Source organism: Acidovorax sp. 56, from assembly GCF_002749705.1.
Taxonomy (GTDB): Bacteria; Pseudomonadota; Gammaproteobacteria; order Burkholderiales; family Burkholderiaceae_C; genus Acidovorax.
Genome location: NZ_PEEV01000001.1, coordinates 2,600,869 through 2,621,609, shown reverse-complemented (window position 1 = coordinate 2,621,609; position 20,741 = coordinate 2,600,869). Strand labels below are relative to the sequence as shown.

The 20,741-nt window shown below is 65.9% G+C and carries 18 protein-coding genes; 14 read left to right on the top strand and 4 right to left on the bottom strand.

The window, feature by feature from the left end; all coding sequences use genetic code 11:
- Window positions 1–17 precede the first annotated feature (17 nt).
- Entirely contained in the window at window positions 18–1,148 is a 1,131-nt protein-coding gene (locus CLU88_RS11585) for an acyl-CoA dehydrogenase family protein (protein ID WP_099656732.1), read from the top strand.
- 88 nt (window positions 1,149–1,236) lie between these two features.
- Here CLU88_RS11585 and CLU88_RS11580 read toward each other — a convergent pair whose 3' ends face one another.
- A complete protein-coding gene (locus CLU88_RS11580) occupies window positions 1,237–1,713 on the bottom strand; it encodes a DUF421 domain-containing protein (protein WP_099656731.1) in 477 nt (158 codons plus the stop codon).
- Between the two features lie 139 nt (window positions 1,714–1,852).
- Here CLU88_RS11580 and CLU88_RS11575 point away from each other — a divergent pair, with 139 nt between their 5' ends.
- The 5 genes from CLU88_RS11575 (at window position 1,853) to CLU88_RS11555 (ending at window position 8,249) form a co-directional block, all read left to right on the top strand.
- The gene (locus CLU88_RS11575) at window positions 1,853–2,557 is read left to right on the top strand and encodes a DUF4197 domain-containing protein (protein ID WP_099656730.1); all 705 of its coding nucleotides are present in this window, start codon (window positions 1,853–1,855) and stop codon (window positions 2,555–2,557) included.
- A complete protein-coding gene (locus tag CLU88_RS11570) occupies window positions 2,554–2,985 on the top strand; it encodes a YchJ family protein (protein ID WP_099656729.1) in 432 nt (143 codons plus the stop codon). The genes CLU88_RS11575 and CLU88_RS11570 overlap by 4 nt, the downstream gene beginning before the upstream one ends.
- 86 nt (window positions 2,986–3,071) lie before the next feature.
- Window positions 3,072–6,065 carry a site-2 protease family protein gene (locus CLU88_RS11565; RefSeq protein WP_143225988.1) on the top strand — a complete coding sequence of 998 codons (2,994 nt, stop codon included), beginning with the start codon at window positions 3,072–3,074 and terminating at the stop codon, window positions 6,063–6,065.
- Between the two features lie 53 nt (window positions 6,066–6,118).
- Window positions 6,119–6,772, top strand: coding sequence for an HAD family phosphatase (locus CLU88_RS11560; protein ID WP_099658811.1), 654 nt, complete (start codon window positions 6,119–6,121; stop codon window positions 6,770–6,772).
- An 85-nt stretch (window positions 6,773–6,857) separates the two neighbouring features.
- Complete coding sequence (locus CLU88_RS11555; protein ID WP_199173442.1) at window positions 6,858–8,249, top strand: patatin-like phospholipase family protein; 1,392 nt, start codon at window positions 6,858–6,860, stop codon at window positions 8,247–8,249.
- A 98-nt stretch (window positions 8,250–8,347) separates the two neighbouring features.
- Here CLU88_RS11555 and CLU88_RS11550 read toward each other — a convergent pair whose 3' ends face one another.
- The gene (locus CLU88_RS11550) at window positions 8,348–9,016 is read right to left on the bottom strand and encodes a glutathione S-transferase family protein (protein ID WP_099656727.1); all 669 of its coding nucleotides are present in this window, start codon (window positions 9,014–9,016) and stop codon (window positions 8,348–8,350) included.
- Window positions 9,017–9,119: 103 nt separating this feature from the next.
- Between CLU88_RS11550 and CLU88_RS11545 the strand changes: the two genes are divergently transcribed.
- Complete coding sequence (locus CLU88_RS11545; protein WP_233205446.1) at window positions 9,120–9,422, top strand: hypothetical protein; 303 nt, start codon at window positions 9,120–9,122, stop codon at window positions 9,420–9,422.
- A gap of 79 nt (window positions 9,423–9,501) precedes the next feature.
- On the opposite strand, the gene CLU88_RS11540 is transcribed toward CLU88_RS11545, so the two are convergent.
- Entirely contained in the window at window positions 9,502–10,485 is a 984-nt protein-coding gene (locus CLU88_RS11540) for an IS5 family transposase (RefSeq protein WP_099656021.1), read from the bottom strand.
- Between the two features lie 581 nt (window positions 10,486–11,066).
- The gene (locus CLU88_RS11535; RefSeq protein ID WP_233205445.1) at window positions 11,067–12,197 is read right to left on the bottom strand and encodes an AraC family transcriptional regulator; all 1,131 of its coding nucleotides are present in this window, start codon (window positions 12,195–12,197) and stop codon (window positions 11,067–11,069) included.
- Window positions 12,198–12,302: 105 nt separating this feature from the next.
- Here CLU88_RS11535 and CLU88_RS11530 point away from each other — a divergent pair, with 105 nt between their 5' ends.
- Genes CLU88_RS11530 through CLU88_RS11500 form a run of 7 tightly spaced genes read left to right on the top strand, consistent with a single transcriptional unit; the run spans window position 12,303 to window position 20,700 of the window.
- Window positions 12,303–14,048 carry an AMP-binding protein gene (locus CLU88_RS11530; protein WP_099656725.1) on the top strand — a complete coding sequence of 582 codons (1,746 nt, stop codon included), beginning with the start codon at window positions 12,303–12,305 and terminating at the stop codon, window positions 14,046–14,048.
- Between the two features lie 13 nt (window positions 14,049–14,061).
- Window positions 14,062–15,669: a carboxyl transferase domain-containing protein gene (locus tag CLU88_RS11525; RefSeq protein WP_099656724.1), complete on the top strand. Its 1,608-nt coding sequence runs from the start codon at window positions 14,062–14,064 to the stop codon at window positions 15,667–15,669.
- Window positions 15,670–15,724: 55 nt separating this feature from the next.
- A complete protein-coding gene (locus CLU88_RS11520; RefSeq protein ID WP_158235598.1) occupies window positions 15,725–16,639 on the top strand; it encodes a dienelactone hydrolase family protein in 915 nt (304 codons plus the stop codon).
- Window positions 16,636–17,154 (top strand): DinB family protein, encoded by a 519-nt coding sequence (locus tag CLU88_RS11515; protein ID WP_099656722.1) that lies wholly within the window; start codon window positions 16,636–16,638, stop codon window positions 17,152–17,154. Before CLU88_RS11520 ends, CLU88_RS11515 begins: the two co-directional genes overlap by 4 nt.
- Window positions 17,151–17,933 (top strand): enoyl-CoA hydratase/isomerase family protein, encoded by a 783-nt coding sequence (locus tag CLU88_RS11510; protein WP_099656721.1) that lies wholly within the window; start codon window positions 17,151–17,153, stop codon window positions 17,931–17,933. The genes CLU88_RS11515 and CLU88_RS11510 overlap by 4 nt, the downstream gene beginning before the upstream one ends.
- Before the next feature lie 16 nt (window positions 17,934–17,949).
- Window positions 17,950–18,669, top strand: coding sequence for a DUF4126 domain-containing protein (locus CLU88_RS11505; protein WP_099656720.1), 720 nt, complete (start codon window positions 17,950–17,952; stop codon window positions 18,667–18,669).
- The gene (locus CLU88_RS11500) at window positions 18,670–20,700 is read left to right on the top strand and encodes an acetyl/propionyl/methylcrotonyl-CoA carboxylase subunit alpha (protein WP_099656719.1); all 2,031 of its coding nucleotides are present in this window, start codon (window positions 18,670–18,672) and stop codon (window positions 20,698–20,700) included.
- Window positions 20,701–20,741 lie beyond the last annotated feature (41 nt).

Below are 20,741 nucleotides of genomic sequence, written 5' to 3'. Positions count from 1 at the left end.
CTCTGGAGACAAAACCCATGCTGCTCACCCAAGACCAGGAAATGATCCGCGACGCTGTGCGCGACTTCGCCCAAACCGAGCTGTGGCCCCACGCCGCGCGCTGGGACAAGGAGCACCACTTCCCCAAAGAGGCCCACCAGGGCCTGGCCGCCCTGGGCGCCTACGGCATTTGCGTGCCTGAAGAGTTTGGCGGTGCACACCTCGACTACCTCACGCTCGCGCTGGTGCTCGAAGAAATCGCGGCGGGCGACGGCGGCACCAGCACCGCCATCAGCGTGACCAACTGCCCCGTCAACGCCATCCTCATGCGCTACGGCAACGCGCAGCAAAAGCGCGACTGGCTCACGCCGCTGGCGCGTGGCGAGATGCTGGGCGCGTTTTGCCTGACCGAGCCGCATGTGGGGTCTGACGCGTCCGCGCTGCGCACGACGGCAGTGAAGCAGGGCGATGAATACGTCGTCAATGGCGTCAAGCAGTTCATCACCAGCGGCAAGAATGGCCACGTCGCCATCGTCATCGCCGTCACCGACAAGGGCGCGGGCAAGAAGGGCATGAGCGCTTTCCTCGTGCCCACCAGCAACCCTGGCTACGTGGTGGCGAGGCTCGAAGACAAGCTGGGCCAGCACAGCAGCGACACGGCGCAGATCAACTTCGACAACTGCCGCATCCCGGCCGAGAACCTGATCGGTGCCGAGGGCGAGGGCTACAAGATCGCCCTGGGTGCGCTCGAAGGCGGCCGCATCGGCATCGCCGCGCAAAGCGTGGGCATGGCGCGCAGCGCGTTCGACGTGGCGCTGGCGTATTCCAAAGAGCGCGAGAGCTTTGGCACCGCCATCTTCAACCACCAGGCCGTGGGCTTTCGCCTGGCCGAGTGCGCCACGCAGATCGAGGCCGCGCGCCAGCTCATCTGGCACGCCGCCGCGCTGCGCGATGCGGGCAAACCTTGCCTGAAGGAAGCCGCCATGGCCAAGCTGTTTGCCAGCGAGATGGCCGAGCGCGTGTGCAGCGCTGCCATCCAGACGCTGGGCGGCTACGGTGTGGTGAACGACTTCCCGGTGGAGCGCATCTACCGCGACGTGCGCGTGTGCCAGATCTACGAAGGCACGAGCGACGTGCAGAAGATCCTCATCCAGCGTGCGCTGGCCTGAGGTCCACCCTTTGCAGGGTAGTTGCTATTGATTTGGTAGCTGCTGGCGCTTGCTGAATAAGCGCTGGCAGCCATTTTGGTTTAAATATTCAGGGTGTGCTGCGCGGCTTCAGCACCACCGTGATCTGGCCATTGGTCTCGATGGTGGCGCGCTCCACCTCGTGCAATGCCAGGCAGCCGCTGGCGCGCAAGGCGGCGCCCAGGTCGTCGGCGGTGATCAGCTCCTCGCGCATCAGCCGCTCGTTCACCTGCCCCTTGTCCACCAGCACCTGGGGCGTGCCGTCCACCCACCGGGCCAGCCAGGGCGAGCGAAAGGTCAGCTGCGCCAGCACCACATGGCAGCCGATCAGCGTTAGGGCCGAGATCAGCCCGCCCACCAGCGAGTTATCGCCCGCGTTCATCGAGTTCTGCACCGCGTTGGACAACACCAGCAGCAGCACCAGGTCAAAGGGCGCGTACTGCCCGGTTTGGCGTTTGCCCGTCAGCCGCAAAAACACCAGCAGGAAGACATACACCACCATGCCCCGCACGACAAACTCCCACCACGGCACGCTCATTTGCCACATCGCACTACTCCTTGTTGCACCTTGTCTGGCGCTGCCAGTCTAGGGCCTGGCTCCTCTCGGCGAAAATCAGCCTTGTTTGCCGCACTGGCGCCCTCCGCGCAGCCAGTGTGTTGTCCACCTCCACTGAAAGACCCCCACCATGCAGCGCCGCCATTTCCACCAAGCCAGCGCAGGGGCGCTGGGTGCCCTTTTGTTGGCTACTTACTCCCGTGCCTGGGCCCTGTCACTGGGCGATTTGACCAATGCCGATGCCTCCAGCGGCCTCAAGGCCGCACTGGCGCAAGGCGCGCAGGCAGCGGTGTCCCTGCTCGGGCGCACCGACGGGTTTTTGGGCAACCCGCAGGTGCGCATCGGCCTGCCGGGCTACTTGCAAGACGCGGCCAAGGTCATGAAGTCCATGGGCCAGGGCAAGCGCATTGATGAGCTGGTCACCTCCATCAACCGCGCAGCCGAGGCCGCCGTGCCCATGGGCAAGGATCTGCTGGTGGGTGCCGTGCAGTCCATGAGCGTGACCGACGCCAAGAACATCCTGGCGGGCGGCGATACCTCCGTCACCCAGTTCTTCGTCACCAAGACCCGCGCCCCGCTGGCCGAGCGCTTTTTGCCCGTGGTGAACCAGGCCACCGAGAAGGTGGGCCTCACCCAGAAGTACAACGCCTTTGCGGGCAAGGCCGCCAGCTTTGGCCTGCTCAAGCCCGAAGAGTCCAACCTGGCCACCTACGTCACCGGCAAAACGCTGGACGGCCTTTTCTTCATGATCGGCGAGGAAGAGCGCAAGATCCGCCAGAACCCCGCAGGCGCGGGCAGCGCCATCCTGCAAAAGGTGTTTGGGGCCTTGCGTTGAACCCCAAGAAAGCGGCCCCTGCCACGGCGGCCTGCCCCTGTGGCCGCCAGCAAGGCACGGGTGCCAAAGCCCAGCCCGCGGCGTATGCCGATTGCTGCGGCCGCTACCTGGACCACTGGGACACTGCGGCGGCCCCCGATGCCGAGCACCTCATGCGATCGCGCTACACCGCCTTTGTGCGTGAGCGTGCCGACTACCTGCAGGCCACCTGGCACCCCAGCCACCGCCCCGAATCGCTCGATTTTGACCCTGCTACGCAGTGGCTGGGCCTGGAGGTGCGTGGCCACTGGGTGCAAGACGCCGACCACGCCGAAGTCGAATTCGTCGCCCGCCACCGCCTGGGCGGCCGCGCCGTGCGCTTGCACGAACGCAGCCGCTTTGTGCGCGAAGGCGGGCGGTGGTTTTATGTGGACGGAGATCACCGCTGAGCGCTTGGTGATCAGGATGGGGCTGCACAGCCCGCATGGTGACGCCGGGAAACACCGGTGCGCCCAGAGAACGTGAGAGGGATGGAATGAACCATTGGATGACCGTGGCCGCTGCGGCAGCCTTGCTGGCCGTGGCCTTGCCCCTGTGGATGTGGCTGGCCATGGCCCGCAGCCTCGCGCAGTTGCGGCTGCAGCCCGTGGCCGTGCAGGTGCTGGACCGCGCTGCCGTGCCTGCGCCGCACCGGGGCATTCTCGATGCCGCAGCGGGCGATGTGATGGCCATGGGGTTCACCTACGGCTACAGCCTGCAGTGCAGCCCCACGGCCTGCATTGCGGGCATGCCCTGGGTGTACAGCGATGTGTACGTGTCGGCCGATGGGCGCACGCAGTTGCAGGTGTCCCCCTCCACCTTGCCCGAGGCCGGGCGCGCCTGCACGTTCCAGTGGGCCACCGTGTGGGCCGATGCCGGGCCGCATGACCTGACGGTGCATTGCTTTCGCCACTTCCTGCTGTGGTGGCCTGCCACCTGGCAGGTGCACGACGACTACCTGCCATCCGTGCCCCAGGCCTGGGCCGGGCACCAGCGCCGCGTAGACGCTGCCTGCGCTGCAGGCCGACAGCCGGTGACCGATGTGGCTGCGGTGCGCGAGGTGTGCCTGGGCTTGCTGCAAGGCATGCTGCCCGAGGGGCAGGCCCGTGGCTACCTCACCCCCTTCACGGCACCGATCTCGGCACCGGTGGCTGCGTCCCCGCTCAGCGAAACCGCCGCACCCACTTTGCCGCTGTGGCGCATGCGCGGATGGGCCGCGCTGCGGCAGGCGCCCACGCTGGTGCGTGGCATGCGCCGCGCCGCCCAGGTGATGGCGCGCTCGCCTGTGCCTGCCGCTTCCTTTGCAACCTCGGCTCCTTTGTCCGATGCCGTCTCGCCAGCGGGCGTGGACGCAGCATTGCATGCAGACCTGCAGGCCTTTGCGCAACACCAGTCGCACCAGGCCGAGGTGGCCGCCCGCCCGCGGCGCAAGTGGCTGGCACTGGGCACCACGGCCGCCCTGTTTGTGCTGGTGGGGGGCGTGTTGATGAGCTGGCGCAGCGCCTTGGTGCTGTTGGTGGTCATCGGTTTGCACGAAGGTGGACATTGGCTGGCCATGCGCACGCTGGGCTACCGCAACCTCTCGGTGCTGTTCATCCCGGGGCTCGGCGGTGTGGCCCTGGGCCACAAACCCAGCGCATCCACCTGGAACAAGCTGGCGGTGTACCTGGCCGGGCCGGTGCCAGGGCTGTTGCTGGCCATGGGGCTGATGGGCGCATTGGCCAAGGGCTGGCTGGCGCCGTCTGCGTGGGTACCGGACTTTGTCCTGATGTGCCTCATCATCAATTACCTGAACCTGCTGCCCGTGCATCCGCTGGACGGCGGGCGCGTGGTGGAGTCGCTGCTGTTCGTGCGCTGGCCTGTACTGCGCTTTGTCTTTGTGCTCGCAGGCATGGTGGCATTGGGGGCCCTGGGCTGGTTGCTGCACGATGCCATCACGCTGGCCCTGGCGGGGCTGTTGGCCCTGGGCTTGTCCCACCACTGGCGGCTGATGCGTGTGGACCGCCAGGTGCCACGCCCCGCAGCGGGGCAGGCCTTGACCGAGGCCGAGGCGGCGACCCGGGTGTTCACCGCCCTGCAGCAGCCGCAGTTTGCCCGCTGGTCCTTCGCGCAACGCCTGGGCGCTGTGCGGGCCCTGCTGCCCGAGCTGCAGGGCACGCGCCTCGGGTTGCTTGGCACCCTGGCGGGTTTGGCGCTGTATCTGGCTTGCCTTGCGCTGCCCGCAGCGGCGTTGTGGGCCACTGGGGCAGGGCCCTTGTTCATGGCGGCGCGCTCGGCGCCCCAGTACCTGCCCGATGTGGTCGATGAGACATCCCCACCCACCTACAGCGCACCTGCCAGCGGTTTTGTCACCCCCGAGGAATGGACGCGCCGCCTCGAAAAAGCCGACACCCTGCCCGAGTCCCAGCGCTTGCCGCTGTACTTGGAGGCGGCAGACGATGCCCTGGAGCTGGAAGACACCCAGGCCGCGCTGGACCGTTACCAACAGGCCTGGGCACTGGCCGAGCCATTGCCTGCCAGCAACCCGCTGCGGGCGCGCACCTTGCTGGGGCTGCTGCAGGCGACGGAAGACCCGCAAGAGTCCCGCGCCTGGGGGCTGCGCCTGCTGGCCGAGATGCCTGCGGACGCCGATGCGTCGCTGCGCCTGTTGCAGGCCCGGGCCGAGTCTTCGTTGGCCCACAGCGCGGCCTCGCTGAACGAATCCATCGAGCACATGCAACGCGCGCTGGCCCTGTGGGAGGCGGCTGACGCCGCGCCACCCGCTGGCCCACCCGCTGCCACACGCTCTGGCCTCTCGCCCTCGTTCTACAGCGCGGCCACGGCGCGCTCCGCCTTGTCGCGCTGGCGAATGCAGCAGGCTGGGGAGGGTGATGCCCAAGAGGCAAAGCAAGAGGCCCAGCGCCTGCTGCAGCGCAATGTGGATGCCTGGCCAACCCCCGCCGAAGGCGACCGCAGCCGCGGCGCCTTGGCTGCGCGCGTGGGCCGTGCCGATGCGCAGCTGGACCTGGCCTGGCTGCTGATGGACCAAGGGCATACCGATCGTGCTGTGCCCCTCACCCAGCAGGTGCTGGCGCAGGTGCCTGCATCGGTCACCGCCAGCTGGGTGCACCTGCAAGATCGGGCGCTGGAGACACTGGTGTGGTCGGCCATGGCCCGCCAAGACCCTGCCAGCCTGCGCTCCCACTGGCAGGCCTGGCTGCAGTCCGCCCGCAATGCGGCGTCGCCCAGGCGTGATGCGCTGTGGCAGCTGGACCGGTGGGCCGTCATGCAGCGACTGGGCGACGCTCGCCAAGCCCAAGAGGCCCGTGCCGACATCCTGCGCCGCGCCAAGCCCGGTGCATACTGGGCCATGCGCTGGTGCGGCCCCCCGGCGTCGGCCCTGCAAGCTCCTGAAGTGTCCGGTGTTCGCGAGCTGGCGCGCCGCGAGGCCGCGCAAGCCACGGGCCTGTGTGAGCGGATGGCAGAGCCTGCAGGCAACCCCCCAAACTGAAAACCCCCTCCCGACGGGCATCCCCCACGGGTACAAGCGAGTGTGAACGGATGATGCAATTTGACGCGGTATTGTTTGACTGCGATGGCGTGCTGGTCGACAGCGAACCCATCACCAACGGCGTGCTGTGCGCCATGCTCAACGAGGCCGGTTGGGCCATCGGTGCGCAGGAGTGCATGGACATCTTCATCGGCAAGACGGTACGCAGCGAGGCGGCCCGCATCGAGCTGCACACCGGCCAGCCGCTGACGGACGCCTGGATGGCCGCGTTCTATGCGCGGCGCAACGCTGAGCTGGAGGCCCGCCTCACGGCCATCGAGCACATCCACCCCACCATCGAGCGGGTGCACGCCCACCACAGCGGGCGCATCGCCTGTGCCTCGGGGGCCGATCGGCTCAAGGTCGAGATGCAACTGGCCAAGGTGGGGCTCACCCCATTTTTTGACGGCCGCATTTTCAGCGGCCACGAAATGCCCGCCACCAAGCCCGCCCCCGATGTGTACCTGGCCGCTGCGGCCGCTTTGCAAACCCCGCCGCAGCGCTGTGCCGTGGTGGAAGACACCGTGACCGGTGTCACGGCCGGTGTGGCCGCCGGTGCCACCGTGTTTGCCTACGCCCCGCTGGACGACGGCGCCGCACTGCGCGCAGCAGGGGCCGTGCAGGTTTTTCGCGGCATGGCCGATCTGCCTGCATTGCTGGGCTGCTGAGCGCAGCCGTTCCATGTTTCACCGGGTTGCCAACGTGCCTCTTCACACAAACACCCATCAGTGCCTGAGCCTCCTGCGGCGTTGGATGGCCCACTCAGCGCTCATCGTGGGGCTGGGGCTTTTGAGTGCCTGCTCATCCGTGCGGCCCTGGGTCAACGAGCCCTTGCCCGCAGAGGACCAGAGCGTGCCCCTGCGCAAGTCCGAGCGCGACCCGTCCATCCTGGTGGCCGTGACGTTGTCGGGCGGCGGCGCGCGCGCTGCGGCGTTCGGCTTTGGGGTGCTGACGGAGATGCAGCAAACCCGCTTTGAATGGGACGGCCAGCCCACCACGCTGCTGGATGCGACCGATGTGGTCAGTGGCGTGTCGGGCGGCAGCATTGTGGCCGCCTACTTTGCCGCCCACGGCATCGAGGGGCTGCCGCGCTTTGAGCAAGACTTTTTGCGCCAGAACTTTCAGAACAGCCTCATCACCCAGGCCCTGCGGCCCGGCAACCTGATCGACCTCACCTCGCCCTGGTTGGGGCGCACCCACTTGCTGGCCCGCCGCCTGGACGAGCTGTACGAAGGGCGCACCTTTGGCGATGTGGAAAAGCGCCCACGCCACCCGCAGCTCTTCATCACCGCCACCGACATGTCGCTGGGCACGGGGTTTGAGTTCACCTGGGAGCAGTTTGCGTTGATCTGCTCCGACCTGCGCAAAGTGCCCTTGTCGTTTGCGGTGGCGGCTTCCTCGGCCGTGCCCTTGTTGCTCAGCCCCGTCACCCTGCGCAACTACGCCGACCAATGCCCCGAGCGCCAACGCACCACCACCGTCGCCGCTGAGCGCGCTGCTGCCAACGACTACAGGGCACGCTTGTACCGCGCGCACGAGGTGAGCTACCAGGACGCAGAGCGCAGGCCCTACATCCACCTGGTCGATGGCGGGCTGGCCGACAACCTGGGCGTGCAGCGCTTGCTTGACCGTGCCATGGCCGGTGGCGGCCTGCGCGAGACCTTCAGCGAGGTCGGCATCCCCCCGCGCAGCATCCGCAAGCTGGTGCTGATCACCGTGAATGCCGAGCGCGACCCCTCGTACCACATCGATGCGCAGGACACCGTGCCCAACATTGCGCAGGTGGTGGACACGCTGCTGTTTGGCGCCGGTTCGCGCTCCACCCGCGAGACGCAGGAGTTTCTGCGCGACATCACCCAGCGCTGGCGCAAATCCCTGGCCGAGGGCGCACGCGGCGGCTTTGATGCGTTTGCCGACGATGCCGAGGTCCACGTCATCCCCGTCAACCTGCGCGATGCCCCAGACGCTGTGGCCCGCCGCAGGCTGCTGCAAGTGCCCACAGCGTTCTCGATTGCACCCGACGAAGTCACGGGGCTCATCGAAGCCGGGGGCAGCGTGCTGCGCCATTCGCCAGAGTTTCAGGCGCTGGTGCAGTCGCTGAAGGGGGCGGCGGTGCCACCTGCACGGCTGCAGGCGCAGGATTGAGCGGCAGACCACTCTGCCTGGACCGAACTGGCTGGGAGCCGCCAAGGAGGTAAAGGCGCGGGGGGGCACAAAGAACCCGCAGTCGCACCCACGGCCGTTCAAGGCCGTGTGTCGGGGGCCGGGGTGGTTGGCACGTCTTGTTCTTCTGCCGCACGCGTTTGCGCTGCCATGGCCCGCTGGTAGCCAGGCCGCGCCTGCAGCCGCTGCCAATAGGCCTGCGTGGCCGGGCCAAACTGCTCCACCAGCCCCAGGTGCTGAGCCAACAGCAGCGCATACCCCACCGCCACATCGGCCGCCGTGAAGCGGCCCGCACACAGGTAGTCGCTGTGCGCCACGGTAGCTTCCACCGCCCTCAGCCGTGCCAGAAACCAGCGCGTGTAGTCCTCCACCACCTGCGGCTGCTTGCGCTCTGCGGGCTCAAAGCGTCCATAGCGCAGCACCAGCGTCTGCGGAAACGTCAGCGTCGCATCGCTCATGTGCAGCCAGTTCAGATAAGCACCATAGGCCGGGTGCGTGGGCGCCACATCCAGCCCCGCGTCAGGGTGCGTGGTGGCCAGGTACTGGCACATGGCGGCCGATTCGGTCATTCGTACATCGCCCTGCACCAGCAGCGGCACCGTGCCCAGCGGGTTCTCGTCGAGGAACCACCGGGCCTTGGCACGGGGCGGGAAGGGGAGCATGTGGAGTTGGTAGGGCAGTTGCAGCTCCTCGAGCATCCACAGGGGGCGGAAGGAGCGGGCGCTGACGCAGTGGTGGAGGTGGAGCATGGGGGGACTTTTCAGAATTGCAGTTGTCTCGGCATCGAGAGTCCTGCAACATTACAAACGGCTGCGGTCGTGAAAGTTACTTAGCTCGTGAGAAATTTAAGTCATGGAACCATACCTTTTTAGTGGCGTCGTGTTGCCAGAGCGTGCTCAGTTGTCTCTCCAGTTTGTCGTTGGGTTTTCTCATTTGGGCTCAAACATCAACGGCATTGCAAAGGTGAGTATTGTTTTAAATCAGGTTGCTGTTTGGGTAGAGAGTGAGCATGACTGGGATCTCTTCGATCTGCGTAACGTTGTAAGGAACATCATTCAAACTCAGTTGGCAATGGTGGGCTATCTCAAAGGCTACGCCTATGACCTAGGGAAGGTCAGCACGAATCACTTGGAAGTGAGCTACTCCCGGCCGTGAGATAAAGCCAGCCCCGGCAAGGCGCCCAAACGCTGTCCAAGCGCCTCCTGGGGGAAGCAATTCCCCGATTTCCTGGGCATTACGCCCCTTGCACACGCACTTGCCCCATGGCCAGCAATTCGTGCCTGACCATCCACAAGTTGGACAGGGCAAACAGCGTGACGATCTGCGCCGTGTTCTTCCTCAAACCACGGTAGCGCACCTTCACATAACCAAACTGCTGCTTGAGCACGCGGAACGGGTGTTCCACTTTGGCCCGGATGCGCGCCTTGGTGCGCTCGAATTGGTCGATCAGTGCATCAAGAGGCTTGTCCTTGTCCAACGCCCGGCGCAATCCTGGGCGCATGGCCACATGCCAGCGTACGCCAGGCCTGGCGTCAGGCCGCCTGTCCACGCCTTGATAGCCCGCATCGCCAAAGGCATCTGTCTCCTGCCCGTGCAACAGGCTGTTGGCTTCGACGATGTCGCTGACGTTGCCAGCCGTGCCCCGCACTGTGTGTACCAGACCCGAGTCCGCATCCACTGCGATGTGGGCCTTCATGCCGAAGTACCACTGGTTGCCCTTCTTGCTCTGGTGCATCTCGGGGTCTCGCGCCTTGTCTTCGTTCTTGGTCGAACTCGGCGCTGCAATCAGCGTGGCATCCACCACGGTGCCCGCCTTCAACTGCAATCCCTTGGCCTGCAGCAGCGCGTTGACCGTGGCCAGGATTTGTTCGGCCAGCTTGTGGCGCTCCAGCAGGTGGCGAAACCTCAGGATGCTCGATTCGCTGGGAATGTGTTCGTCCCAGTGGGATAGGCCTGCAAAATCACGGAAGGCAGGCACGTCGTGCAGCGCTTCCTCCATGGCTGGGTCGCTGAGCTTGAACCATTGCTGCATGAAATGGATACGCAGCAGGGTCTGCACTGCAAAGGGCTGCTGGCCGCGGCGACCACTCTCGGGGGCGTAAGGCTCGATCAGCGAGACCAGTTCAGCCCATGGCACCACCAGCGCCATCGCATCCAGGAATTCGCGCTTGCGTGTGCGCTTGACGGTGTTGCTCATGCCCAGGCTGCTTTGCTTCATGCGTGAATTGTCTCGCCTTCACGCCCGCTCAAACACATCGCATCGGGATTCGTGCAGAGAATCCCTAGAGCTCAGCCGTGTCCTGTGTCAAAGCCGTGGAATCGATTATGTTTTTGGTATCGACGTGCCCTGCATTGCCGAGCAAGGGAACACAGTCAATTTGCAAGAGGCACTGTCGACGCTCAGGGAAAAGACTCTAGGTCCCGATGGCGTATTCCTTCATCGCTGTTTCAACGATCTTATTTTTGCGATGAAGCACGCTGATGACACGGGCTTCTATTGCTACCGAGCAATTGAGTCGTTGCGGCATCACTGCGCATCGCTGCACGGTCTATCTGCAGCTGATAGGTCGAAGCAGTGGAAAAAATTTCGAGAATTTGCTGGAATTGAGGAATCCACTCTTCTAGCAATTAAGTCAGCTGCTGACCCATTGCGTCACGGAAACGTGTCGGCGGTTAGTTCTGAAGAGCGAGCGAAGTTGTTTTCGAGTACCTGGGCGATGGTCGGTGCGTATCTCGCCGTAATTCCCGTCCCTGCAGGCTGTCATTTGAGGCCTACGAGCCCTGAGGGGGCTGATGTCCTTACACCCTCGCCTCCCTCCGAAACTCCGCAGGCGACTGCCCCGTCCACCCGCGAAACGCGCGGATAAAACTCTTCTCGTTCTCAAACCCCGCTGCCTCCGCCACCTGCTTGATGGGCCGCTGTGTGCGGTGCAGCAGCTCCACTGCGCGGGTGCGGCGCACCTCGTCTTTCAGGCCCTGCAGCGTGGCGCCTTCCTCCTTCAACTGACGGTGCAGGGTGCGCGGCGACACATGCAGCAGCGCGGCCAGTGATTCGGCGCTGTGCTGGGGCAGGGCGTGGGCGGGCTGGCCCGGCAGGGGGGCGGCCAGCAATTGGCGCACGCGCTGCACCAGCAGGCGGTCGCGGCGGTAGTGCAGCACGGTCAGGGGCAGGGCGTGTTGCAGCATCTGGCGCAGGGCCTGTTCGTCGCGGCGCAGGGGCAGGTGCAGGTAGCGGGCGTCAAAGTGCAGGGCGGTGCGTGGCGCGTGGAAGGTGACGGGGCCACGGAACAGCACGGCGTAGGCATCGGCATGCGGGGGCGCGTCAAACGCAAATTCGGCAGCGGTGAGGGGGATGCGCGAGTCCACCATCCAGCAGGCCAGGCCGTGCGCGTTGCGCAATACGGAGACCAGGCAGAACTCGCGCAGCGCGCCCAGGTCGCGGGCCTCGGTGATGGCCAGGGTGGCGGTGTCGCCCTGGGTGGTGAGGTGCAGCGCAATGTCGTCTGCCAGCAGGCCATGGTGGCGGCACCAGCGGGCCAGGGCCACCTGCAGCGTGGGCGAGCTGATGCTGGCGCGCGCCAGCATGCCGTAGCTGCCCCAGGGCAGGCGGCGGCTGAACCAGCCCAGGGCTTCGTCGTCCAGCTCCTGCATGGCGGCGTCGGAGATCTGCTCCATCTGCCAGGCGGTGATGCGGGCGCTGTCGTCCTGCAGCAGCTGCGGCGCAATTTGTGCCTGGGCCAGGGCGCGCGCGGGGCTCAGGCTGCGCCGCTCGTACGCCAGAACAATGGCGCGCACGAATGCGATAGGCGTTGCCGCAGGTGCAATGGGCGCAGCGGTGGGGGCTGCGGCGGGTGGCGCCAATCGGTTGCTGGGATGGTGGGTCGGTTTCACGCCGCAGAGTGTGCCAGCCGTGGCACGATTTGCAACCATTGTGGCAACCTGGCCGGGGCGTGGGCTTCTATGCTTGCCTATGCTTGCGAATCGCCCGCCCGCGTGTTCTTGAGGCTTGGGCCGGATGACAGAGGAGACAAACCCGTGACGACTGCAGCCGCAACGAACCCCGCACCGCTGGCAGACAGCTACGCCCGTGGTGCCACCGATGTTCCCCTGATTGAGCAGACCATCGGCGCCTTCTTTGCCGACATGGTGGCCCGCCAGCCCGAGCGCGAGGCGCTGGTGAGCAGGCACCAGGGCCGCCGCTACACCTATGCCCAATTGCAGACCGAGGCCTACCGCCTGGCCAGCGCGCTGCTGGGCATGGGGCTCACGCCCGGCGACCGCGTGGGCATCTGGTCGCACAACAACGCCGAATGGGTGCTGATGCAGCTGGCCACCGCGCAGGTGGGCCTGGTGCTGGTCAACATCAACCCGGCGTACCGCACGTCTGAGGTGGAATACGCGCTCAACAAGGTGGGCTGCCGTCTGCTGGTGAGCATGGCGCGCTTCAAGACCAGCGACTACCTGGGCATGCTGCGCGAGCTGGCGCCCGAGTGGCAGCACCAGCAGCCCGGCCAGCTGGGCTCCGTGAAGCTGCCCCACCTGAACACGGTGGTGTGGATTGATGCACCCGGCGTAGGGGAGGCGGGGCAGGGGGCCGACGAACCGGGCCTGCTGCGCTTTTCCGACCTGCTGGCGCGCGGCAACGCGGCCGACCCGCGCCTGGCGCACATCGCAGCCACGTTGAAGGCCACCGACCCCATCAACATCCAGTTCACCAGCGGCACCACCGGCTTCCCCAAGGGCGCCACGCTCACGCACCGCAACATCCTGAACAACGGTTTCTTCATTGGCGAGTGCATGAAGCTCACGCCCGAGGACCGGCTGTGCATCCCCGTGCCGCTGTACCACTGCTTTGGCATGGTGCTGGGCAACCTGGCCTGCCTCACGCATGGCTCTGCCATCGTGTACCCCAATGACGGATTCGACCCGATCACCGTGCTGCAGACTGTGCAGGACGAGCGCTGCACCGGCCTGCACGGCGTGCCCACCATGTTCATTGCCGAGCTGGATCACCCGCGTTTTGCCGAGTTCGACCTGAGCACGCTGCGCACCGGCATCATGGCGGGCTCGCCCTGCCCCACCGAGGTGATGAAGCGTGTGGTGGAGCAGATGCACCTCTCGCAGATCACCATCGCCTACGGCATGACCGAGACCAGTCCCGTGAGCTGCCAGAGCAGCACCGACACGCCGCTGGACAAGCGCGTATCGACGGTGGGCCAGGTGCAGCCGCACCTGGAGGTGAAGATCGTGGACCCTGAAACGGGTGCCGTCGTGCCCCGTGGCGAGCGCGGCGAGTTCTGCACCAAAGGCTATTCCGTCATGCGCGGCTACTGGGGCGATGAGGCCAAGACCCGCGAGGCCATCGACGAAGGCGGCTGGATGCACACCGGCGACCTGGCCACCATGGATGCCGAGGGCTATGTGAACATCGTCGGCCGCATCAAGGACATGGTGATCCGTGGCGGCGAGAACATCTACCCGCGCGAGATCGAAGAATTTTTGTACCGCCACCCGCAGGTGCAGGACGTGCAGGTGGTGGGCGTGCCCGATGCCAAGTACGGCGAGGAGCTGTGCGCCTGGATCATCGCCAAGCCCGGCACGCAGCCCACCGAGGACGACATCCGCGCCTTCTGCAAGGGCCAGATCGCGCACTACAAGGTGCCACGCTACATCCGCTTCGTCACCAGCTTCCCGATGACGGTGACGGGCAAGATCCAGAAGTTCAAGATCCGTGACGAGATGAAGGATCTGCTGGGCCTGGAAGAACAAAAGACTGCTTGAAGAGCCATAACGTATGACCATTCTCGACACCCAACTCAACGCCCGCTCGGCGGACTTTCTGGCCAATGCCGCTGCCATGCGCACACTGGTGGATGACCTGCGCGCCCAGCTAGACAAAGTGGCCCAGGGCGGCGGCGAAGCGGCCCGCGCCAAGCACACGGCGCGCGGCAAGCTGCTGCCGCGAGAACGCGTGCAGATGCTGCTGGACCCGGGAACGCCGTTCCTCGAACTGGCGCCGCTGGCCGCGCTCAACATGTACAACAACGATGCGCCCAGCTCGGGGCTGATTGCCGGCATTGGCCGCGTGAGCGGCGTGGACTGCATGATCGTGTGCAACGACGCCACGGTGAAGGGCGGCACCTACTACCCGCTCACCGTCAAGAAGCACCTGCGTGCGCAAGAGGTGGCGCAGCAGAACCACCTGCCCTGCATCTACCTGGTGGACTCCGGCGGCGCCAACCTGCCCAATCAGGACGAAGTCTTCCCCGACCGCGACCACTTCGGCCGCATCTTCTTCAACCAGGCCAACATGAGCGCCATGGGCATCTCGCAGATCGCGGTGGTCATGGGATCGTGCACGGCGGGCGGCGCCTACGTGCCTGCGATGAGCGACGAGTCCATCATCGTCAAGAACCAGGGCACCATCTTTTTGGGCGGCCCGCCGCTGGTCAAAGCCGCCACGGGCGAGGTCGTCACGGCCGAGGACCTGGGCGGTGGCGACGTGCACACGCGCCTGTCGGGCGTGGCCGACCACCTGGCGCAGAACGACCTGCATGCGCTGCAGTTGGCGCGCAATGCAATACGCAATTTGAATAAAAATAAGCCTCTAGCGACCGCAGATCAAGCGCCAGTAGCTCCTAAATTTGTAGCTGAAGAGCTGTATGGCGTGATCCCGGTGGACACGCGCAAGCCCTTTGACGTGCGCGAGATCATTGCCCGCATCGTCGACGGCAGCGAGTTTGACGAGTTCAAGGCACGCTACGGCACCACGCTGGTCACGGGCTTTGCACGCATCGAAGGGATGATGGTCGGCATCATCGCCAACAACGGCATCCTGTTCAGCGAATCGGCCCTCAAGGGCGCGCACTTCATCGAGCTGTGCTGCCAACGCAAGATTCCGCTGGTGTTCCTGCAGAACATCACCGGCTTCATGGTGGGCCGCAAGTACGAGAACGAAGGCATCGCGCGCAACGGCGCCAAGATGGTCACGGCCGTGGCCACGGCGAGTGTTCCGAAGTTCACCATCATCATCGGCGGCAGCTTTGGCGCGGGCAACTACGGCATGTGCGGCCGCGCGTACTCGCCCCGCTTTTTGTGGATGTGGCCCAACGCGCGCATCAGCGTGATGGGCGGCGAGCAGGCCGCTGGTGTGCTGGCCACGGTGAAGCGCGACGGCATCGAAGGCAAAGGCGGCCAGTGGAGCATGGAGGAGGAAGAAGCCTTCAAGGCCCCCATCCGCCGTCAATACGAAGACCAGGGCCACCCCTACTACGCCACCGCGCGTCTGTGGGACGACGGCGTGATCGACCCCGCCGACACCCGCCGTGTGCTGGCGCTGGGCCTGGCCGCCACGCGCAATGCGCCGATCGAAGACACCAAGTTCGGCCTGTTCCGGATGTGAGCCTGGTTGCGCGGTGCTATTTCCAATTGCTATGAAGCCCTCTGGTGCCTCCCTGTTGCCCGTTGTTCCATCGCGCTGGCTGCTGGGTGCCGCCTTGACGCTGTGCTTGGGGTTGGGGTTGGGGTTGGGGTTGGGGTTGGCGCAGGCGGCCCCCGAGATGCAGCGGGTGAAACTGCCATTGCCGTCCGGCACTGTGCTGCGCGCCCACTGGCTGCCAGCGCCGCAGTCTGCCGCACAGGCCCAGCCCTTTGCCCAACCTGCGGTGCTCGCACTGCATGGCTGCGGAGGCTTGTACGCCAAGGGCGGGGCGCTGTCCTCGCGCTACAGGGAGACGGCTGAGACTTTGCACGCCGCAGGCTATGCGGTGCTGATGCCCGACAGCTTTGGATCGCGCGGTTTGCGCGATGTATGCCAGACCCGCTACAGCGACCGGACCTTGAACGTGAACGACCGGGTGCAGGACGCTCGCGCTGCCCTGGTGTGGCTGGCGGCGCAGCCGGGTGTGGATGCCCAGCGCATCGGCGTGATGGGCTGGTCCAACGGCGGAACCACCACCTTGAACCTGCTCGTGCAGCGGCACACCCGCCCCCAAGAAGGTGAGCCCGCGCTGGCCGGTGCGGCGGTGTTTTACCCAGGCTGCGGGCCCCTGCTTAAACACCGGGCCGTGGCAGACAGCGTGCCGCTGCTGATGCAGCTCGGTGCGCTGGACGACTGGACCCCGGCCCAACCCTGCGTGGACTGGGCCACCACCCTCAAGGCCCGCGCGGGCAGCGATGTGACGGTGCATGTGTACGAGGGCAGCTACCACGGCTTTGATGGCAAAGACCCCGTGCGCCTGCGGGGGGATGTGCCCAACGGAACGTCCGCCCAGGGGGTACACCAAGGGGGCAACCCACAGGCACGAACCGGATCTCAGGCAGCCCTGCAATCTTTCTGGAGCCGGGTGCTGGGCGCTCGGAAGGCACCATGAACCCCACAGCCCATTTCAGTCAGCTGGCCCGCTACAACCAGTGGGCCACCGCCCGCTTGCTCGATGCCGCGGCGGCCTTGCCTGAAGCGGACTATCGCCGCGATGTCGGGCTGTTCTTTCGCAGCATTCACGGCACGCTCAACCATCTGCTGGTGGGTGAGCATCTGCTGTGGTTTGTGCGATTTTCGGAAGGTACATCGCCCCGGGTGGCGCTGGATGCTGAAGTGGAGGCAGACCGGAAGGCCCTGGCACTGCGCTTGCTCGAAGGCGCAGCCCGATGGGCACCGCTGATCGCCTCTTTCTCGCAAGACCGTTGGAGTGGAACGCTGGACTACACCACCATGCGCGGCACCGCCGCGTCGCTGCCCTTTGCTGCAACGCTGGCGCATGTGTTCAACCACGGCACCCACCACCGGGGCCAGATCACCGCCGCGCTGACCGCCCTGGGCCAGCCCTGTCCTGAGCTGGACCTTGTCTATTTCCTGCAGGCCGAACAGGCCGGAGTCACCCCATGAGCAGCAACCTGCAAATTACCTACCAAGGCGCCGTGGCGCGCATCACGCTCACGCAGCCTGAGATCCGCAACGCCTTCAGCGATGAGGTCATTGCCGAGATCACTGCGGCCTTTCTGGAAGTCGGAGGGCGTGCCGACGTGCGCGCCGTGGTGCTCGCCGCAGAAGGCCCTGCCTTTTGCGCCGGTGCCAACCTCCACTGGATGCGCCGCATGGCCGACTACACGCGCGACGAGAACATTGCCGACGCAGGCAAGCTGGCCGAGATGCTGCGCGTGATTTACGAGTGCCCCAAGCCCACGATTGCGCGGGTGCAGGGCGATGTGTACGCCGGTGGCATGGGCCTGGTGGCCGCGTGCGACATGGCCGTGGCGGTCGATACGGCAGGTTTTTGTCTGAGCGAGGTGAAGCTCGGGCTCATCCCCGCCACCATCAGCCCCTATGTGATCCGCGCCATGGGCGCGCGCGCTGCGCACCGCTACTTCCTGACGGCCGAGCGCTTTGATGCGGCCGAGGCGCTGCGCACCGGTTTTGTCCACGAGGTGGTGGCGGCGGACCAGCTGGATGCCAAGGTCGATGAACTGCTCAAGGCGCTCACCAGCGCCAGCCCCAACGCCGTGCGGGTGTGCAAGAAGCTGGTGCTGGATGTGGCCGAGCGTGAGATCAACGCAGGCTTGATCGCTGCCACGGTGCAGGGCATTGCCGACATCCGCGCCAGCGACGAAGGCAAGGAAGGTGTTCAGTCCTTCCTGAACAAGCGCAAGCCTAGTTGGTTGGGCTGATCGGTACAGGCAGGCCATGGACACCCTCTGGTTCAACATCGTGCAGTGGCTCCACACGCTGGGACTGCATGTGGATGGCGGCACTGCGCGCGCCGTGGGCGACGCGGCAGCTACAGCAACTGCGAAGCTCGACATGCCCAGCCTGCTGGCGCTGGCCGCCGCACTGGGCTGGGCCAGCGGGTTCCGGCTGTATGCCGTGGTGTTCCTGGTCGGCATGATGGGCGTGCTGGGCTGGATGCCCCTGCCGCTAGGCCTAGTCATGCTGCAGCACCCGCTGGTGCTGATGGTCAGCGGCTTCATGCTGATGGTGGAGTTTTTTGCCGACAAGGTGCCCTGGGTGGACAGCGCCTGGGACGCCATCCACGCCTTCATCCGCGTACCTGCGGGCGCTGCGTTGGCCTACGGCGTGTTCGGTGCCGACAACGCGACCATGGCCGTGGTGGCGGGACTTCTGGGCGGCTCGCTCTCTGCCACGGCCTTGGCCACCAAGATGACCACCCGCGCCGCCGTGAACACCTCGCCCGAGCCTTTTTCCAACTGGGGGCTGTCTTTCTTTGAAGACGGGCTGGTAGTCGCCGTGGTGTGGCTGGCCACGCAGTACCCGGTGGCGTTTGGTGTGGCGCTGGTGGTGATGGTGGTGGTTTCGGTGCTGCTGCTGGTGGTGCTGTTCAAGTTTTTGCGCGCCGTGGTGCGGCGCCTTTCCTCTTTCTTTTCTGGTTCTGCCAAGGTGGCGTAAATGTTTACAAAAATCCTGATTGCCAATCGCGGTGAGATCGCCTGCCGTGTCGCCGCCACGGCCCAACGCCTGGGCGTGAAAACCGTCGCCGTGTATTCCGACGCCGACGCCAACGCCAAACACGTGGCTGTCTGCGATGAGGCCGTGCACATCGGCGGCAGCGCGCCCAAGGACAGCTACCTGCGCTGGGAACGCATCATCGAGGCCGCCAAGGCCACGGGTGCGCAGGCCATCCACCCTGGCTATGGTTTTCTGAGCGAGAACGAAGACTTCGCCAAGGCCTGTGCCGACGCGGGCCTGGTTTTCATTGGTCCCCCCGCCAGCGCCATCAATGCCATGGGGTTGAAGGCCGAGTCCAAGCGCCTCATGGAGCAGGCACAGGTGCCCCTGGTGCCCGGCTACCACGGTGCTGACCAGGACCCGGCGCTGCTGCAACGCGAGGCGGACCGTATTGGCTATCCCGTGCTCATCAAGGCCAGCGCCGGCGGTGGCGGCAAGGGCATGCGCGCTGTGGACAAGGCCGAGGACTTTGCGGCGGCGCTCGACTCCTGCAAGCGCGAGGCCATCAACAGCTTTGGTGACGACGCGGTGCTGGTCGAAAAGTACGTGCAGCGCCCGCGCCACATCGAGATCCAGGTGTTTGGCGACACGCACGGCAACTGTGTGTACCTGTTTGAGCGCGATTGCTCCGTGCAGCGCCGCCACCAGAAGGTGCTGGAGGAAGCGCCTGCACCGGGCATGACGCCGGAGCTTCGCGCCCGCATGGGCGAGGCCGCTGTGGCCGCCGCCAAGGCTGTGAACTACGTGGGCGCGGGCACCGTGGAGTTCATCGTCGAGCAGCCCGGCGGCTACGACGCCCCCGAGCAGATGAAGTTCTACTTCATGGAGATGAACACCCGCTTGCAGGTGGAGCACCCTGTGACCGAGGCCATCACGGGCCTCGACCTGGTGGAGTGGCAGCTGCGTGTAGCGTCGGGCGAGCCCTTGCCGCTCCAGCAGCAAGACCTGCGCATCACAGGCCACGCCATCGAGGCCCGCATCTGTGCCGAGAACCCCGACAACAACTTCCTGCCCGCGACCGGTGCGCTCAATGTGTATGCGCTGCCCGATTGCGTGACGTTTGAACGCGGCGCGGTGCGCGTGGATTCCGGCGTGCGACAGGGCGATGCGATCAGCCCGTTCTACGACTCCATGGTGGCCAAGCTCATCGTGCACGGCGACACGCGCGAACAGGCGCTGGCGCGGCTGGACGAGGCGCTGGCCCAGACCCACATCGTGGGCCTGGCAACCAACGTGCAGTTTTTGCGCCGCGTGGCACGCACCGATGCGTTTGCCAGCGCCAAGCTGGACACGGCGCTGATCCCGCGCGAGCAGGCCGTGCTGTTCCACCAGGAGCCCGTGGGCTTGCCCCTGGCCGCTGCGGCGGCCGTGGCGCAGGCCCTGCTGAATGAGCGCACGAGCGAGGGCGTGGACCCGTTCAGCCGCCGCGACGGCTTTCACACGCATGGCGTGGTGCAGCGCCGGTTTGAATTTGAATTTGGCGGTGAACACGCCAAGGCGCTGCTGACTTACGAGCGCGGTGGCTGCTTGCACTTGAAGGTGGGCGAGGGCGACGCTGCCGTGTCCGGTTCGCTGGTCTTTGGCGCAGCGCCCCAGGGCGCCATCGAGTTGCAGTTCGCCGGCCAGCGCACGCGCGCTGCCGTGTATGCCCAAGGTGAGGTGGACCACGTGTTTACCCCGCTGGGCGCCACGCAGATCACGGCCATCGACCTGCTGGCCCATGCGGGTGAGGCGGCTGCAGAAGGCGGGCGCCTCACGGCCCCGATGCCCGGCAAAGTCGTGTCGTTTGCCGTGAAGGCGGGCGACAAGGTTGCCAAGGGCCAGCCGCTGGCCGTGATGGAAGCCATGAAGATGGAGCACACCATTGCCGCCCCGGCCGACGGTGTGGTGCAGGAGCTGCTGTACGCGCCTGGCGACCAGGTGACCGAGGGGGCCGAGCTGCTCAAGCTGGTGGTGGCTGAAAAGGCATAAGCCTTGCGAGGACACCCCGCGCGTGACAGCGCCCGGGGTGC